Consider the following 17401-nt stretch of genomic DNA (forward strand, 5'->3'; position numbering starts at 1 on the left):
CGTTCACTCCTGAGTTTCATCGTGTTGCGCCGCGAGATAAAGAGCATAAATATTTGCGATGAGAAAACTTTCCTCGGTGGTAGGGACGGTACTTAAACTCATCGCATTGAGTGTTTTTTGATGAATATCGATGACCGATTGAATCCCCGGATCGTCATAGATTTCATCGAGTAGTTCGCTATCAAGCCCTTCAGCTACGGCTTCACCTTGCCAAATTCGATCCGCAGCACGCGATAAATGGGTGAGGGCCATTTGGTATTGCTCATTGTCATGAGACAAACCCAGTTGACGGTCCATCATGGCGAGAACTTGTAAACATCCATCATAAGCACGCTGGCTAATCACATTAGCATGCAGTAAAAGTGCAAGGCGCTGTTCCATATCTGTCCTTTTGCGATTATTTGTAATAAGCATTATGTGTGGTTAAACAGGGTCAATAGCTGGGAGTAATTTCCCCATTGACGACGGCTCGTTGATGCTTAATTAGTTGATCCATCCGGATCAGTTTTCTGAGCAAGGTCGTTATGTGAGTAGAAGCTCCATTCGCCAAGATCACCGCTTCGGATGCATCCCGACAAGCAGGAAGATCACTGAGTGATTTCTCATCTAAACCATATTTCTCCATCTCAATCGCTTCAGGTAACCAAACCACGGCATCAATATCGCCATTCGTTAAGTGGATGAGACTTTCGCCATAATGGATTTCTACAATTTCAATGTTTTTATCCTTAAACGATTGGTGAGTAAGAATTTTTTGGTCAGGAGAGTCTGGGTCAACACCAACTCGGCGTATCTGGTCATAGCCTCCTTTTTTAAAAATGAGACGGTGTTCATGCGAGTAAGAGTGGACCCCTAAAGTCATGGCCGTTACTAGCCCATTGGCTAGCTCTTTTGCTGCCAATTTCGACATAATGGCAATATCATAAGTACCATTTCTGAGGCATTCTGCGCGTACGCTTGCCCCGCGCATATGTGCAAAGTAGAGCGGCAAATCTCCAATTTGAGCTTTCAACCCACTTGCTAACCCTTCGTAATGACGGGTATAAGGCAGCGGCATCGCACATACGACATTGTTTATCCCAGCACAAGCCACTAGTTCACGGTAATTCAATTGAGTAATAAAGGTGCCGTTGCGCCCTTGTTTTGAAAGTATCACTGCATTGCGATGCTCTATGGTTGTTAAGGCTTTCTGAATAAATCCTACTGATACGCAAAATTCCTCAGAGAGTGAATCAATCGTTCTAAGACGGTCACCTTCTGTCGTTGTCATCAAGTATTGGGCGATGTTCATGATCGCCGTACCTTCTTTATTGATGTATTGAGTTGGCATAATTTTTATCTTCAATATTTTGAAGATAAACTATCAGCCGAGGAGTAAAACAAAAAGGAGTGGGTGGGAGAAATGTGAATTACCTCGAATAACTTTTTCTTATTTATGTCAGCTTATAGACGGTTTTGATCTTTTTATCTGGGATATTTCCAGATTTCAGGCTGATCTTGGCTGTTTTTACACATCCATTCCATTCGAAATAAATTACCACTGTGGATAGGTGAATAATTTGATGCAGTCAGTAGATGGAGAATTCAAACAGCTTCCAAATAAGGAAGCTGTTTGAATAAGTAAACAGCCTGTTTACTCGGTTAGTTCAAGAAAATAGCCAGTTGTGATAGCGCTCCAGCGCGAAGCACACCATCGGCCGTATCTTGTGGTGCGAGAAAGGTTGTGTGTGTACCACTGTCCATTTTTACGAAGACTTTAGACGTATTAGTGATTACATCAGAGGGTACTGCGTTGGCTAATCCCAATAGTGTTGCTAGGGGTTCGGTGCCTGCACGTGTATTTGTGACATTGTTAGGCACACTCTCGTCTCCCGCCACTTGCAATAAATAAGTAGGGATTGTCGCGGTTCCACCACTGATTAGGTAACTTGCGTTTGTGTATGGATCCATAGTATCGAGCAAGGTTTGAGTCGCGTAGGTAAATTGATCCAACTGACTTTTCAGTGCCGCTTTGTCTGAGGCAGAGGCTGTGTTTTCAAACGTGGTGTAGCAAACTTTCTCTGTTAACCCTGGACAGTATTGGTCGGCGAATGCTTTGTATTTGGGGCTCGCACTTAAGGCGAGATTATGTTTAATGAGTGGGCCATAGTTTGCTGAACCCATTAACAAGTTACCGATTTGACCACCTGAGTTTGCAATGGCCATTCCAGAGAATTTATACAGCGCATCACCACTAGCATCACCGATAGTGCGGTTCGCGTTCGCGACAGCGCTTAAGCCGACGATTCCTCCCAATGAGTGGCCAAGGAATTTTGGTGGTGTCGTCGCGGTATTGTCTGCGTTTGCTAATTGGGAACCAACAAACAACCCTGCACTTTGTGAGTAAGTAATGGCCGCACGCAGCCCCATGATATCTAAGATACTCTGACGCGTGTTGTCACGAGCGACGGCCAAGTTGTTCAAATTGAGGTACGCTAGAATATCGGCATTAGCTGAGCGCTGTGCATCTAAACTGCGAGCACCATGCAGTGGTTGATCAATGGCAATCACGGCGATACCAGCATTGGCTAAATGTGCTGCTGTGAAGTACGCATCTTCTTTAACAGAAGTTATACCGTGTTGGTAAATCACGATCGGCCAGTTTGTTCCCGCGTTAGGAGTAAACAGTAAGAAATCAACGTCTTCTAACGATTTCACCTTAGGTACAGGGCTATAGCGTGTAATGATGCGCTGAGGATCGAGTGGGCTGCCATCAGACTTTGTGAGGGTCAATCCCACTAGCTTAAGCTGTTCACTTGGGCTGGTTGCTAGTTGAGTCACGTCGATATTGTTAGCAATGAGCTGATTGGCGATGGTGGCTTTTTCATTGTCATCTGCCAAAGCATTTTTAATCAAGGCCAAACTTGGCATTGCTGATTCAAACGGCTGTGAGTTCCAGTTGCTTCCTTTCTCTAAATAATAAGGGAGCTTAACCGTTCCAGTCGTGACATTAACGTGGTAACTGCTGGTTGTGTATTCATTTTCAATAAACGCTTTAGCGGTTGTTTTTTCTGCGCCAATGTAAGTTTGAAAATTTGCATCGTTATTAAGTGCGGTTACAAAATCGGTTGTAGCACCAAAGCTCATGGTGTAAGCGGCGCTCAAATTAAGGTTGTTTGGGTTCGCACCTTGCTTCCAAATGTTGCCAATATCTGTCGTTGCAAGGCCTGCGGCGGTGGCGCCTTTCACACTGTAAAGTGTTTGACCAACAGATTGAGTACTAAACCACGTTGAATAAATAATCTTGGTTTGATCCACCCCCGCCAAAGCGAAAATGCTTTCCACGCCTTGGGTCACTTTTTGTAGTGCCCCTAGCTTATCATCGGTATAGATTTTCACTTTGGACTTCAACGCGGCGTAGCTGCTGGATGTGCCTGCAATATTGCCATTCACATCGGTAATCTCATCTGTCACGGCTAAAATATATTCACTGGCAGGGTTGAGCGCTTTGTTTGGCACGATCGCAATTTTATCGCTGCTGGCACTGGCGATGGCAGCAAAGTCGGTGTTCAATGTCAGCACATTTTTAACCGCTGGGCTGCCAATCATACTGTCGGTCAGCTCAATTAAATAAATACCGTTAGAGATAAGACCGTCAGCCAATCCTACGCCTTCAAAGTCTAGAAACAGTGGCATTGATGTCGACCAACCATCCATGGTGCCCATAGCGGCGACTGGATTGGTTAAGGCGTCATCACCCTTGGTTGGAATTTTTAACGTGCCGTCTTTGGCATTCATGAGTGCAAAAGAGGGCAGTGGTACGTTTGCGTTTGCGCCACTGAGTGTGAATTTTATGCTGGTGTTGCGTTTTAACGCGTCTTGAATGTAGGCTTCGTAAGTGGGTGTTGTGTTTGCTCCCGAACTGCTCGTTTCATCACCACAACCGACTAACCATAACGCAGAGCAGAGCAGCGATATTTTGAATGTTGTTTTAAGCATGACTTATCCCTGAGTTTAGTTGAATGTGTAGTTAAGTTGAATAGCGCTAAGGTAAGCAGTCCCTTGCGATTCAAACGTCAATGTTTCATTGAGTTTGTTGGTTTCGGTAAACGTGCCGCTTTTACTTTTCACCAGTGCAAAACCCGCATCAATGGATAGCGAGTCGCTGATCACGTAGCTCACGCCCGCTGAATACCAATAACGGTCGCTATCTGGAATACTCAATGTGGCTTCGCCAGCTTGTTCATCAAAAGCAAAACCGGCGCGTAATGTCCAAGTCGAGTTTAATTGATAAGTTGAACCCAATGACCAACGGCCACTGTCTTCATACTTTTCAGACTTATAAAAACACTCTCCGTTGGTACATTGTGATGATGTTGCCTTTAACTCTTTGAATGAACTCCAGTCGGTACGTTGGTACCCGTAATGCAACGCCACGCTATCAGTGAGTTGGTGAAATGCGGAAACTTCCCACATCGCAGGTAGCGTGATTTTTAAACGTCCTTCAACAACAGCGTTTGTTGCAACACCTGAGCTATAGCTTGAAAACTCACCATCATCAAAATCCAGATCAACAGCAGAGCGGTAAGCAAAACTGACACGGTGGTTTTGGTTGAACTCATATAAGCTACCTATGTTCCAGCCCAAAGCCACGGTTTCTCCAGTCATTCCGACTAGGTTGTCAGAGGCAGAGCCGCCAGTAAATACGGCTAAAGCACCTTTATGTCGTGTCAGTTTTGCTTCGGCATAGACGAGGTTAATACCCGCAGCGAGACTAAGCTGTTCGTTAACACGGTAGGCAATATTCGGGTTTAAATTGACAGAAAGAAGAGAAGTATCGCCTGCAAGATCGCCTGCATAAATATCATTCGGGTAGTCTGTAGCTACGCCGTAAGTAGTGAATATTCCCATCCCCCAAGCCCATTTTTCATTGATTGGACTGACGTAGTAAGCCGCGGGAACTACTTGCAGTGGCGCAACATCGTTCATTTTCTGTTGGTTTTTCACATCATATACATCAACCTCTGGGTCAACGATGGACAGTGCACCAGAAAACTGCGTCGTATCAAACCGTGTCATGGCTGCGGGGTTGTGAGCAATCACACTCGCGTTATCGGCCACCGCTCCTTCACCAGAGAAAGCACGTCCTAGCCCTGAGGCTGAATGCTCTGCCACTTGGAAGCCTGCAGAGTGAACATTAAACGCTGTCAATATTGATAGCGCGAGTAGCGTGCGGGGTTTGATGATCATTCTCGACCTCCTAAGGCCTTGTTATGGTAATGGCATTGCAATGCGAGATGTTAATTTTGTGTTGTTGATATGTCAAAGAAAATGATGTCTTTATTTCAATTAGCGGCGAATGATAGTGTGTAAGTATTTGTAAATCAAATGAAAAGTTGACAGTTTTGGTATGACCAGTAGAGTTGTGCTTATTTGGCAGGGTAATTGGTTTAGCTTGTGCTAAAGTTAATTTTTATGCTTCAACACGTTCATAATATTGATGTTTTGGTGGGTGAGTTTAAATTATTTGACCAAAAAAATGGTGAAGAAACAGAGGCAGTCACTATGGTGTGTGCAACTACCTCTGTGGTGGGTTTAACGGCCAACAAAAGCAATAACGACACGGTCATTATTTAACGTTCTAGAGAACAGATAGGCATTTTGCTGTTCAATCTCATGATGAATACCTGCGCCAATGGCAGGGTGCGATTGACGAAATTGGCCTAGCGTTTGCCAATGCTTCAGTAGCGCTTGTCGCTCTTCATCCAGTGACCACACCATGTCAGAACGCGTGCCTTGGTGAAAATCATCGGCGTAAGGGCCAACTTGACGTGCGACTTCATCACCGTAGTAAATTTGCACCGCACCCGGTGCGAGAAGCAATGCATTGGCGGCATTACGCTGCATTTCAAAGGAGTTAAAACGGCTAAAAAACAGCTCGGTATCGTGAGAAGAGAGGTAGCTCACGGGGGTAAAATCTGGGTATTTCGCTAGCGTTTGCGCGTAGTCGCGGTACACCATCGCCATTTGGCTTAAGCAGGCTGCGCCTTTATCGACTCTTTTTTGCATATCAAAGTTGATCAGTGCATCAAAGCCATCATCAAAATAGGGGCTGCGGTAAGCTGAATGGCCCCATACTTCGCCCATCATCCAAAAGGGTTGCCCTTGCTGCCCGTTTTGCTCGCGCCAAGCTTCTAAACTGCGTGATGCCTCGCTTTTTAAGCGTCGCCATACCTCGCCTTCCACATGTTTTACGGTGTCGACGCGGTAACCATCAATACCAAAGCGTTTTACCCAATCGGTTTGCCACTCAATTAAGTAATCGGCAACGCTATACTGTTCGCGCGCTACCACGCGAGTGCCGGGGTTATTAAGTAGCCACTGCGGCGGCGTCACCGCTTGTGTTGATTCAGTGCGAAAATCCGGTAAGCCGGCCAGCGTCATCGTGATATCGCTAGATCCGGGTTTCTGGTAGCCGGGCAACCCAGCGCGAACCCAATCCTTGCCCCACCACTGCGACCAGTTGGCGCTTTGATAATCAATGGATTGATTGTAGCTGTGCCAGTTTTCTTCAGCTTTCGGCATCCAATCAACCCATTTTTGCGGTAAATTTTGGGGATTAACCACCTCAATCTGATCAAATTGCAGGTCAGCCAAGGTGGCGTAGCCGGAATGGTTGAGCACCGCATCGAGCAAGATTTTTATGCCTCGTTTATGCGCTTCAGTGACCAGCGTTTTGAGATCCTCCTCATCACCAAAATTTTGATCGATCTTGGTAAAATCACGCGTCCAGTAACCGTGATAGGCATAAAAAGGGAACGAGCCACTGTCACCACCGCCGACAAAACCGTGCACCTGTTCCACAATCGGCGAAAGCCAAATCGCGTCGGTGCCTAAGCTTTTGATGTAATCGAGTTTGGCAATCACACCTTTTAGGTCGCCACCGTGGAAAGTGCCCACTTCTTCTTTGCCATCTTTTTTACGGCCATAGCTATTGTCGTTACTTGGGTCACCATTGTTGAATCTGTCCACCATCACAAAGTAAATAGTGGCATTGCGGTAGGTAAAGGGTTCGCTGGCGGCATCCGTTGCGGGGGCAAGCAGCACCAATCCACCACTGGTTGGTGACGGCATTAAGGTGACTTGGCTATTTTTCACGCTGAGGATTTGGCCGGTAAATGTCTCTTTTAGTCGTGTGCCATCGGGGAACGTATTGCCCAGTTGTAAGGTCACTTCGCCGCCTTGGTACTGCTCGCACGAAACACTCGGTATCGGCCGTTTAAATTTGCTAGTAGTGGATTTTTTGGCTTGGCGGACAAAGGTTAAGGTCTGCTGCTCGTCATCATAAGCGAAGGCGTAATCGCCAGTGAAACGTATCGTCAGCGGCAGTTCGGTTTCTTGCCCACAATTGAGAGCAATGGGCGCGTTGAATTTGATGCTCTGCTGAGCTGGTGCGCTGCACTGGCCCTCAATCCCTGACACTTTTATTGTGTAGCTTTCTTTGGTCAAGGGAATGACTAAAGGCGTTTTCGCATCCAGCGGAAAGTCGCGGCTAGTCGTGGTGGTCGAAATGGTCAGATTGGGCGCAGCAAACACAACAGGCGCGGCGGCGCAAAGTGCGAGTGTTAACGTGGAGAATTTCATGCTCTATCCTTGGCCTTCATGGGTTAGGGTGATTCGTTTTTGCGTTATCGTCAGTCGCTGTAGGGCGAGGAGCTTCATCGCTAACAATAAAAGCAGAGAGAGAAGTTGACATCATTCTTGTGCCTAAGCCTTAAGAATTTGGCGTTGATCACAAAGCATGGCTTGGGGGCGTAGAAGCGATGAATTTTCCAGCGATATAAATTGTCAACGTGTAGTGAATCTCACAACTTCGGCGCGTAATCTTAACTTATTCGGTAGATTCATTGAGCCGTCATCGAAACCTGCTTAGGATGACGGCAATTAAGTCAAAGGAGACAACCAATGGTTGCTAAAGTAACAATCGCGCCGCAAGGGCCAGATTTTTCAGAGCTAGTACAAGGTTACTGGCGTTTGGCAGATTGGGGCATGACGCCACAACAGCGTTTAACGTTTTTAAAACAGCACATTGAATTGGGCATTAGCACGGTTGACCATGCGGATATTTACGGTAACTACCAGTGCGAGAAACTGTTTGGTGAAGCCTTAGCGCTGGAGCCCGCGCTGCGCGAGCAGATCCAAATCGTCACTAAGTGCGACATCAATTTGTGTGGCGCAAAAACGCCGCAGCGTAAGATAAACCACTACGATACCAGTTCTGCGCATATCTATCAGTCGGTCAATAATTCACTGGAACGACTCGGTGTGAGCGAAATCGATCTGCTGCTGATCCACCGCCCAGATGCCTTGATGGATGCCGATGAAGTCGCCGAAGCGTTTTCTGAACTGCGCAAAGTGGGCAAAGTGAAGCACTTTGGTGTATCTAACTTCAGCCCGCGCCAGTTTGAACTGCTGCAATCTCGCCTAGGTAAACCGTTAGTGACCAACCAAGTGGAGATGAACCCGCTCAACTTCGATGTGGTGCACGATGGCACTTTGGATCATTTGCAAACGCAGCGCATTCGCCCAATGGCTTGGTCTTGTTTAGCTGGTGGCGAGATTTTTAACGGCCAGACTGAACAAGCCCAACGCGTGCGCAGTGAGCTAGAAGCGATCGCCCAAGAAATCGGCGCAGACAGTATTGATCAGGTTATTTACGCTTGGGTACTGCGTCTGCCTTCTAAGCCGCTGCCGATTATTGGCTCTGGTAAGATTGACCGCGTCAAAGCGGCAATTGCTGCGCTTGATTTAGAACTGACCCGCGAGCAGTGGTATCGGGTTTGGGTCGCCGCCAAAGGGCATGGCGTGCCATAGAGCGGATGTTTTTTGGAACAGGTGCTTTTGAAAACAGATGTTTTTGCCCCGCGATACGCTTTTCGTATTGCTATTATTTCAGTATTACGATTAGGTTTTAATCTCACTATCCCAACCAGCCCTCAGTGGCTGGTTTTTTTGTCTACTTCCCATTCACGTCATCCAGCCTGCCATTAACGCTGCATAATCCCCCTTTATCGCAAAGTGGCGCATCTGGCCTATTTGCTGCGTAATCTGTCGTCATCAAGCAAATTTCATCACCAACGAATGAAAGGGACCATCATGATGACGACATTTTCTTATTCACGCTCACTTCGCAAACTGCTACTCAGTGTCGGGTTGCTGCTAAGCATCACGGCTGTTCAAGCTAATCCAAGCGACGCTTTAATTATGCAGTACAACCAAGCGGCCGAAGGCGACAGTGACAAAGTGGAGCTTGTGCTTCACCAACTAGAGCAGTTGATTAAACAGCAAGGGGCCAAACCGCTCAGCTTAGCTTATCTGGGCAGTGCACAAACCCTGCAAGGGCGTGATGCATTCATGCCTTGGAATAAGATGAGATACGTCGAAGAAGGCTTGGCCACCATAGACAAAGGCCTGACTTTACTCAGCAATCACCCGCAGCCGCTTGCTGAACAAGATCGCGTCATGGGGCTGCCGGATAGCTATTTAACGCGCGCGGTTTCGGCCGCGACTTACACCTCACTGCCCGATATGTTCAACCATTTTGAGCGTGGTTATGATTTGTATCTCGACCTTCTTGTTGACCCCGAATTAACTGCACAACCTTTTGCCGCCACTGCTTGGGTTTATCGATACGCCATTCAAGCCGCCCTTCGTGCCAACGACATTCCTCAAGCAGAGCAATGGCTTGCCCAGATGCAAACTCATCAGAAGCAAGGTAAGCAAGTTGACAACCAGCCAGCAGAGCATCCGCAAATCATCCAAGCCAAGGCTTTGATTACAAATGCGTTGATTGAAAACGGATTGACTGAAAAAACGCATGAATTGAAAAGCGAATGAGGGAGGGCAACAAAATGCTACGATTTGAACAGATCAGTAAAACCTATCAATTAGGTATGCAGCCGCTGCTGGCGTTGAGCGCGGTGAATGGCGAAGTCAAACAAGGTGAAATGCTAGCGCTGTGCGGCCCGTCAGGTTCGGGAAAAAGCACTTTGCTCAATATCTTGGGGCTGCTTGATCAAGATTACCAAGGTGACATTGAACTGGCGGGTTACCCTTACCCAACCGATCCAAGAGAGGCGGCGGCGCTGCGGCGCAAAAAATTAGGCTTCGTTTTCCAAAAATTCAACTTAGTTCCGGTGATGACAGCGGCGGAAAATATTGCTTACCCGTTGATGCTAAATGGCTACAGCCTGCGCGATCAGCGTACTTTAACGCGCACTATGCTAGTCAAAGTGGGGTTAGAAACGCTGGCTCACCACCGGCCGGATCACCTTTCAGGCGGTCAGCAACAGCGCGTAGCCATTGCGCGCGCGCTGATCCATAACCCAGAAATGGTGATTGCCGACGAACCTACCGCCAGTTTAGACAGCCATACCGCCAATGTGGTGATCGACATCATGAAAAGCCTTGGACACGAAATGGGCACCACTTTTATTGTGGCTACGCACGACGCGCGCATGGCCAACCGCTGCGACCGAACCTTGCAGCTTGTGGATGGCAAAGTGATTCAGGAGGCGATGAAATGGGCAAGCTGATTTCTATGGAATGGCGTATGGCGGCGCTGAATTTACTGCGTAATCGCCGCCGCAGCCTGCTTTCGGTATTGATCATTGCCATTGCGGTTTTCGCATTGACTAGCGCCGGAGGATTTGGCCTTTATACTTACCAAGCACTGCGCGAATCCACTGCGCGCGACACCGGGCATTTAACGCTCAGCCAACCGGGCTTTTTTGAGCAAGATGAAGAGTCGCCACTGGCTAATGGGATTGCCGACAGTGCGTTGATTGTTGAGCGATTAATCGACGATAAGCGGATACGAGGCATTCAGCCACGCATTGAGTTTAGCGGGTTGGTCTCTAACGGTAGCAAATCGACCATTTTTGTCGGTTCCGGCGTTAACCATAAAGAGTTTGATATGAAAGGGCCATTTTTGGACGTTCGCCAAGGCAAAACCTTGTCCAATATCGACTCCCCTCGATTTGATGCGAGTGAGCCAGAAGTGATGCTGGCGGTGGATCTCGCCAAAAACTTAAACGTGTCGATTGGCGACTGGGTTACTTTACTGACCAGTACCGCTGATGGCGCGCTCAACGCGGTTGATTTCAAAGTGCACGGCATCTATTCCACGGGAGTGCCTGAATTGGATAAACGCCAATTGTATCTGCACATTCAATCGGCCTCTGAGCTGTTAGCTTCGAATAAAGTGAGCACCTTATCGCTGTTTTTGTTTAGCACCGAACAGACAGAAAGTATGCGGCATTGGGTTGAAAACAAACTGTCATTAATGAGCCTTCGCCAAGCGATTCAAGTGACGCCTTGGCAGCAGCGCGCGTTTTTTTATCAAAAAGTAAAAGATCTTTACGATCGCATCTTCGGCATCATGGGGTTGGTGATGGGGTTGGTGGTCTTCGTCGCGCTATTTAACACCTTAACCATGTCGGTCACGGAGAGAACCCGAGAAATCGGAACGCTGTCGGCGCTTGGCACTTACCCAAATGAAATCGTCGCCAGTTTCATACGCGAAGCCGTACTGCTAGCCATTTTAGGTACGCTGGTGGGTGCGGCGCTCAATGCACTAACAAGCGTGTTATTGATGGTAGTCGATGTGCAAATGCCACCGCCACCGGGACGCACGGAAGGGTATCCTTTGCATATTTATTTTTCATGGGAATTGGTTCTGCTGAGTGCGTTTGGCGTACTGAGCATTTGTATTGCAGCGGCTTGGTTGTCGGCACGCAAAGGGGTCAACAAGCCAATCACGGAGGCACTGGCTTATGTATAAATGGATAATGTTATTACTGATCACGCTTAGCGGTGGCTACTCGGCCGCTGGCTGGGCGGCGCTGGATGCTGGGCAAATGACCAAAAACGCCGACCAATATCGCCTTGGTTACAGCGCGGCTAAAGTCGTCTCTTTGGTGTCGCTTTATGAACGTGGTGAGCTCGATAAAACGCGTCAATATCACGTGTATACCAAAGCCAATCGCGACTCGTTAGTGGTGTTCAAATCCTCCGTTGAAGCGGGGCAAAAAATGCTGATGCTCGATGAAAACTACTGGTTGTTGATGCCAAAAAGCCGCCGCCCTATTCGTATTACGCCAATGCAAAAACTGCTTGGTGAGGCTTCGGTGGGCGATATTTCAACACTGACGTGGAGCGAGGATTACCAAAGTCAATTGATGGGTGAAGAGCAGATAGAAACACCCAATGGTCAACCTTACCTGACGCATAAGTTGTCATTACTGGCTGTCACAGAAGGGGCGAACTACCAGCAAATTATCTTATGGTTGGATAAAGAGAACGATTTCCCAATCAAAGCTTCTTTGTATTTACGCTCTGGAAAACTGGCCAAGCAGGCTTGGTTTCGCGCTGGTGAAAAAGAGGGACGAATGCGCGTAACCAGTATGACGCTGCTTGATCAAATTCAACCGACCAAAAAAACGGTGGTTGAGTATCAACACATCGAGCCCATGGAGCTAGATGAAAAATATTACAACCCCGCCTATCTGACTCGTAACAGTCTATCGGAGTTATGAGATGAAGCGTGTTGCGTTCGCTTTTTTAACTAGCGTGTTGAGCTTAGCTGCGCAGGCAGAAGCCCCCAGTTTTGATTGGGATTGGGTAATGAGCGCATCCACCACGGCGCATCGCGACAGCCTTTTTTTTCCTAGTAATCAAGCGCGCGATACGCAGCAGATTGAGGCGTTATTGGATGTAGAAATGAGGTGGCATGGCTGGTTGGGTCTAGTGGCTATCAAGCAAAACGCCTTGTGGAGTAGCGATGCACAGCAGCACACCGACAGCGAGTTCATTCTACAAGAACTGTTTTGGCAAGGCAGCCTAGTGCTGGCTGATGTGCCGTTTGAGCTGACACTAGGAAAAGTGCGCTTGGATTGGGGAGTGGGCTACGGTTATCGTCCGCTTGATCTCTTTCAGCCTTATCGCCGCAATCCGGTCGGTATTCAGGTAGAAGAGGGGGCCGGAACGCTCTCTGCTTCTTATTATGATCAGCAAGGTGAATGGACGATTTTTTATACAGATTCCTCTTGGACAGAGCAGCAAGGCAGCGAGTTACAACAAATGACCGAACAACAAGGGGCGGGCGTAAGGCGTTATCAGTTGATGGGCAATGCCGAATGGCAGGCGATTGCTTATTATGATGACGTTCGACGCGGCGTGCTAGGTAGCTCCTTTGTTACTGTGCTCACTGACGCATGGGAAGTGCATGCGTCAGCGCTCTATCAGCGTCATTATTTGGCGTACCAACAGCCCAGCGCGTTGGCTCAAGCAGTTTACTCTCAACAACAAGAGATTGAATCGCGCATGGCTCTTGAATCACGAACTCAAGGCTATCAGGCACTGGTGGGTTTCAACTGGTCGGGAAGTGATGGGCAAAGCGTCATTGCAGAATATTGGTTCGACAGTCGCAGTTGGGGAAAAGAGCAGTGGCAACAAGCGCAGACCAACGCGGATTCGGTTCGTTATCAGCATAATCAAGCGTTAGGTTGGTCTTACGCACAAGGCTATAACCACGTGAATCTCGTGCAGCATAATGTGATGTTGCATGCTTCGTTAGATAGCCAAGCTTGGCGTCATTGGCCGTGGAGCCAGAGTATTGAATGGTTGCAAGGTTTAGTGCCGACACTTGATGTGCTGATTGCACCGCAAGATGGCGGCGTGATCGCTACCCAATGGCTCAATTACTCAGTGTACGATTCGGGTACAGCCTCTATCGAAATCGAACTGGCCGCACGTTTTATGACTGGGCCTGCTGACTCTACATATGCAAACTTACCAGATAAGCATATGATTCTATTAAATATGAAAGGGAAATTCTAATGTGCGAGAAAGTTGAGATTCGAAATCTTGCCAAAAGCTTGTTATTTACTTCGCTGTTTTGTGTGGTGATCGCCTTTACCACTCAGGCTATTTGGCCCAGTGACATCACGTTGCACTTAGCAATAAGCTTTGGCTACGGTTACAGCGCTGTGGCTATTGCTCACTTATTGAGTCGCTTCGCACCGCAGTTGTCCGCTCGCTTAGTGAACGTTTTTTCGCTCACGGGGTCGATGATTTTCGGTACGTTACACGCTTATTTATGGCTTAGTAAATACGCGCACTTTAGTCATTTTTCAGCAATGAAACCGGTGATTTTTCTCGGTTTCGTTTTTACTGGCGTTTGCTTTTTCTACTTCTACGCGCATGAACAAAAGCTGATTGCTGAAAAAGCGCTAGAAGCCTCCAAACGGCGTCAATCTGAACAAGAGAAAGCCTTGATTTTGAGCCAGTTGCAGCAGTTACAAAGTCAAATTGAACCCCATTTCTTATTTAATACGCTTGCCAATATCAGCGTGTTGATTGGCTCTGAGCCTTATAAAGCGCAAATGATGCTCGAAAAACTAACCGACTTATTGCGTGGGTCGCTGCGTAGTAACCGCAATCGCACCACAACGCTACGTGAAGAGTTACATTTAGTCGATGCGTATTTGGGTATTCAAAAAATTCGTTTAGGTGATCGGCTGGATTATGAGATTGCAATGCCTGGCGCAGCGGATGACATTCCTTTGCCGCCGATGCTGTTACAACCTTTGGTTGAGAATGCTGTTAGCCATGGTATTGAGCCTAAAGCCGCGGGGGGAAAAGTGACCATCAAAAGTGAAATTTATGACGAGTGGTTTGAAGTCAGTGTCTGTGACAGTGGCATTGGATTACAGCCGAGTGCTCTTTCAGCAGGACATGGTATTGCGTTGGATAATATTCGCCAGCGCTTAAGCGGCCTATTCGCTGATGATGCGTGTCTCACTATCGCCCAAAATCATGATGCTGGCGTGACGGCAACGATTAGAATAAAGCGGCTATTGTTGGACCAACTACAAGGAAGTGCCACATGAGTACTGTCTCTGCGACCGCTATTATTGCTGATGATGAACCGTTATTGCGGCATCATTTAAACCGTGCATTAGGAGAAGTGTGGCCAGAGCTCGATATTGTCGCGCAAGCCGAAAATGGACGTGTGGCATTGTCCATGATTGAGCAGCATCAGCCTGAGGTGGCCTTTATTGATATTCGAATGCCAGAAATGGATGGTATGTCGCTCGCTAGGCAATTGGCTGGTTTGGCAAAGCCACCACTGATTGTATTTATCACCGCCTATGATGAGTATGCCATTCAAGCTTTTGAAGCCAATGCGGTGGATTATTTATTGAAACCGCTTTCTGAAGCGCGTTTAGTGCAGTGCTGTACTAAGTTGCAGCTAAGATTAGCCGAGCATTCTTCTGAGCGACAATTACCTGATTTGCAAACCCTTTTACAGCAGATACAGCATATAAGCCAACAGGCATCGCCGTCGTTTTTAAGCTGGTTAAAAGTTCAAAAAGGTGAAGATATTCACCTGATTTCGGTGGCGGATATGTTGTACGCTAAAGCCGAAGACAAATATTTATCCATATACGTAAAGAGTGATTCTGGAGTGCTGGAGTTCTTACTGCGCAGTTCATTGAAAGAGTTGCTGCAACAGCTTGACCCGAATCAGTTTTGGCAAATCCACCGTTCAACGGCAGTGAATGTTGCCAAGATAGATAAAGTGAAAAAAGAGTTCACGGGTAAAATGTACGTCTTGATTGGTCATGATAAGTTACCCGTCAGCCGTGCGCTGCAAGCTCAATTTAAGTCGTAACTGAATTTAAACCGCCGTTCGATTGATCGCGTGATTAGCGGTGTGCGATCTGCTTGGCGGACAGGGTGAATCGGAAGAAAGCATCCACAGACATAGGTTCAGAATAATAAAAACCTTGGATGTAACGTACACCCAACAGCTCTAATTCTCTCACCTGATCTTGGTTCTCAACGCCCTCAGCAATCAGCCGCATGTTCAATTGCTTTGCTAGTTTAATCATCGACACTAACACCGAAGTAATGGCTGAATTTTGATGCAAGCTTTTAATAAACACTTGATCAATTTTGAGAGTATGGAAGTCATGTTGGTGGATAAAATTTAAGCCTGAGTAGCCGGTACCAAAATCGTCAATGGCGATTTTAAAGCCTAGCTGTTTCAGTCGCTGTAAGTTTTCCATGGCTAACTTCAACTCGTCCACGTTGAAATGGTTGTCCTCGGTGATCTCCAACAGAAGTCGTGGAACAATGGCTGGGTGTTTTGCCGCGTAGCGTTTCATGTAATCCATAAAGTAATTATCAATGATCAATAACCGGCTGACGTTGATGCTGATGTATTGATCGTGCAACGCATGTTTGTGCTGCTCCACACATTCTGTCACCAATTTCAACACACGGTAGGTGATTTGGTGAATCACGCCAATACGCTCTGACAACGGGATAAAAATGGTGGGTGAAATATAGCCTTGAGAGGGTTCATTCCAGCGCAGTAGCGCTTCGCTACCAACAATTCTATTCTCGGTAATGTCGACGATCGGTTGTAAATAGAGTTCCAACTGATGGTTTGATATTGCCTCTCTCAAAGAGACTTCTAAGGTATTTCGGCTGAGGTGATAGTTGTAATAAGCAAGATAAATCAAAGAGATAATACTTGCTGTAAGCAAGGCAAGCCATAAGTTATCGAGAAAATGGTAAGCATAAGATCCGTTATTTAAGTAGATCTGAATTGAGAGTGGGTAATGCTCGGATTTAAAGAGAAAGCTAGTATGAGCAGAATCGATCTCTTCCTGATCACTGCGAATACTTTGGCTTAACACATTGACCTGATAGCCGTAGTGCCATTTGGCAAGTTTAGGAGCGACTAGGTTCATAAACTGTTCTGGAGGCATCAGTGCATTGAGGCCGCTCATATCTGGCTGTGAAGAATAGACAAAAAATGTTTGCTCTTTACTGCGAGATTTGGTTAATGAAATGGTCGTATTCGTTGGAGATTGTTTAAGCCTGTCAAGAATATGTTTGTACAAATGAATGGTGGTATGGCCTTCATTACTGGTGCAAAAAATAGTCCCGTGAGCGTTGTACATGCCCACTTCTTTGACCATTTTCGAGCGAAATACATAGCTCCTCAGAGCAATGATGTCTTTTCTTTGGCAGTGCTTTGAAATGTTTTTACTTAACTGGTTCAGTTCATCCGACGTTTGATTGATGTGATGTTCCAGTTGTGTAATGGCTTGTTCACCGAAACGGGTTGCCAGCCGATTAGTGTCGTAAAAGTTTTTAATTATCGCCAAAGCGAACACAAAAAAGAAAATACCCAAAATAGGTGCGAATGTGCTTACCTTTGTCGACAGTATTCCTTTTGCTATGCTAAATGTGCTCGGTGAACTGTCATTATTGTGCATTACAGACAGTGCTCATAGGTTATTACCAGTAAAAATCAGTATTGCTTTGATGTTGATTACTATAAGTA

The 17401-nt window shown here is 46.8% G+C and carries 14 protein-coding genes; 8 read left to right on the forward strand and 6 right to left on the reverse strand.

Translation table 11 applies throughout. The annotated features are described in order from the left end of the window. Positions 1-3: 3 nt before the first annotated feature. The 5 genes from AACQ17_RS11080 to AACQ17_RS11100 all read right to left on the reverse strand — a co-directional run bounded on the left by AACQ17_RS11080 (position 4) and on the right by AACQ17_RS11100 (position 7623). Positions 4-381 carry a hypothetical protein gene (locus AACQ17_RS11080; protein WP_240507681.1) on the reverse strand — a complete coding sequence of 126 codons (378 nt, stop codon included), beginning with the start codon at positions 379-381 and terminating at the stop codon, positions 4-6. Between the two features lie 52 nt (positions 382-433). Continuing rightward, the gene (gene yhfZ, locus AACQ17_RS11085) at positions 434-1330 is read right to left on the reverse strand and encodes a GntR family transcriptional regulator YhfZ (RefSeq protein ID WP_026028897.1); all 897 of its coding nucleotides are present in this window, start codon (positions 1328-1330) and stop codon (positions 434-436) included. A gap of 311 nt (positions 1331-1641) precedes the next feature. Next, entirely contained in the window at positions 1642-3978 is a 2337-nt protein-coding gene (locus tag AACQ17_RS11090) for a VolA/Pla-1 family phospholipase (RefSeq protein WP_094147242.1), read from the reverse strand. A 15-nt stretch (positions 3979-3993) separates the two neighbouring features. Beyond that, a complete protein-coding gene (locus AACQ17_RS11095) occupies positions 3994-5229 on the reverse strand; it encodes an outer membrane protein transport protein (protein WP_094147243.1) in 1236 nt (411 codons plus the stop codon). A gap of 345 nt (positions 5230-5574) precedes the next feature. Beyond that, positions 5575-7623 carry an alpha-amylase gene (locus AACQ17_RS11100; RefSeq protein WP_047688735.1) on the reverse strand — a complete coding sequence of 683 codons (2049 nt, stop codon included), beginning with the start codon at positions 7621-7623 and terminating at the stop codon, positions 5575-5577. Positions 7624-7944: 321 nt separating this feature from the next. Between AACQ17_RS11100 and AACQ17_RS11105 the strand changes: the two genes are divergently transcribed. From AACQ17_RS11105 to AACQ17_RS11140, 8 genes are all read left to right on the forward strand, one after another. Continuing rightward, complete coding sequence (locus tag AACQ17_RS11105) at positions 7945-8853, forward strand: aldo/keto reductase (protein WP_017048162.1); 909 nt, start codon at positions 7945-7947, stop codon at positions 8851-8853. A 204-nt stretch (positions 8854-9057) separates the two neighbouring features. Continuing rightward, positions 9058-9876 (forward strand): hypothetical protein, encoded by an 819-nt coding sequence (locus AACQ17_RS11110; protein WP_094147244.1) that lies wholly within the window; start codon positions 9058-9060, stop codon positions 9874-9876. Positions 9877-9890: 14 nt separating this feature from the next. Then, a complete protein-coding gene (locus AACQ17_RS11115) occupies positions 9891-10574 on the forward strand; it encodes an ABC transporter ATP-binding protein (protein ID WP_166538082.1) in 684 nt (227 codons plus the stop codon). After that, a complete protein-coding gene (locus AACQ17_RS11120) occupies positions 10562-11821 on the forward strand; it encodes an ABC transporter permease (RefSeq protein ID WP_094147246.1) in 1260 nt (419 codons plus the stop codon). The genes AACQ17_RS11115 and AACQ17_RS11120 overlap by 13 nt, the downstream gene beginning before the upstream one ends. Continuing rightward, the gene (locus AACQ17_RS11125) at positions 11814-12575 is read left to right on the forward strand and encodes an outer membrane lipoprotein-sorting protein (protein WP_017048165.1); all 762 of its coding nucleotides are present in this window, start codon (positions 11814-11816) and stop codon (positions 12573-12575) included. The genes AACQ17_RS11120 and AACQ17_RS11125 overlap by 8 nt, the downstream gene beginning before the upstream one ends. A 1-nt stretch (position 12576) precedes the next feature. Next, complete coding sequence (locus tag AACQ17_RS11130; RefSeq protein ID WP_094147247.1) at positions 12577-13878, forward strand: hypothetical protein; 1302 nt, start codon at positions 12577-12579, stop codon at positions 13876-13878. Further along, positions 13878-14930, forward strand: coding sequence for a sensor histidine kinase (locus tag AACQ17_RS11135; RefSeq protein ID WP_017042182.1), 1053 nt, complete (start codon positions 13878-13880; stop codon positions 14928-14930). The genes AACQ17_RS11130 and AACQ17_RS11135 overlap by 1 nt, the downstream gene beginning before the upstream one ends. Beyond that, the gene (locus AACQ17_RS11140; protein ID WP_017045063.1) at positions 14927-15715 is read left to right on the forward strand and encodes a LytR/AlgR family response regulator transcription factor; all 789 of its coding nucleotides are present in this window, start codon (positions 14927-14929) and stop codon (positions 15713-15715) included. Before AACQ17_RS11135 ends, AACQ17_RS11140 begins: the two co-directional genes overlap by 4 nt. Positions 15716-15749: 34 nt before the next feature. Here the strand turns inward: AACQ17_RS11140 and AACQ17_RS11145 are convergent, their stop codons facing one another. Then, complete coding sequence (locus AACQ17_RS11145; RefSeq protein WP_240507682.1) at positions 15750-17231, reverse strand: EAL domain-containing protein; 1482 nt, start codon at positions 17229-17231, stop codon at positions 15750-15752. Positions 17232-17401: the final 170 nt, after the last annotated feature.

Origin of the sequence: Vibrio sp. V10_P2A27P122, assembly GCF_963874335.1 — a bacterium.
GTDB classification, from domain to species: domain Bacteria; phylum Pseudomonadota; class Gammaproteobacteria; order Enterobacterales; family Vibrionaceae; genus Vibrio; species Vibrio anguillarum.